The sequence below is a fragment of the Lacinutrix sp. MEBiC02595 genome (assembly GCF_053601555.1).
Genome location: NZ_JBSHNU010000182.1, coordinates 1 through 705 on the forward strand (window position 1 = coordinate 1; position 705 = coordinate 705).

General features: G+C 43.7%; 1 pseudogene. It reads left to right on the top strand.

Features of this window, described 5'->3' with window-relative positions:
* Positions 1–705, top strand: a pseudogene (locus tag ACVCZW_RS04615) (hypothetical protein); the annotation flags it as partial.

The window sequence follows — 705 nt, forward strand, 5'->3', positions numbered from 1 at the left end:
AATAAACGCAACTAGCGGAACGGTAACTAATGGACTTTCAGGAACCACATATACGATAGAATACACGAGTCCAGGAACCTGCGGAACAAGTAGCACACAAGCGGTAACTGTTTTAACTTTAGGAAACGCTTCTTTTAATACGACTGCAACTTGTGATGGCGGCACCGCAAATATAACCGGAGATCTTGGCGGAAGCTTTACTTTTAATCCTGTTCCAACAGATGGTGCAACCATAAACGCAACTACCGGAACGGTAACTAATGGAATTTCCGGGACAACCTATACTATAGAATACACGAGTCCAGGAACCTGCGGAACAAGTAGTACCCAACCTGTAACTGTTTTAACCTCTGGAAATGCCTCCTTTTCTATGACAGCAACTTGTGACGGCGGAACGGCAAATATCATAGGAGATTTTGGTGGGGGTTTTACGTTTAATCCAATACCAACCGATGGCGCAACCATAGATGCAACTAACGGAACGGTAACTAATGGACTTTCAGGAACCACATATACGATAGAATACACGAGTCCAGGAACCTGCGGAACAAGTAGCACACAAACGGTAACTGTTTTAACCTCCGGGAATGCTTCTTTTACTATGACTGCAAATTGTGATGGCGGAACCGCAAATATCATAGGAGATACTGGCGGAAGTTTTGTTTTTAACCCAATAGCAACGGATGGTGCAATAATAAACGCAAC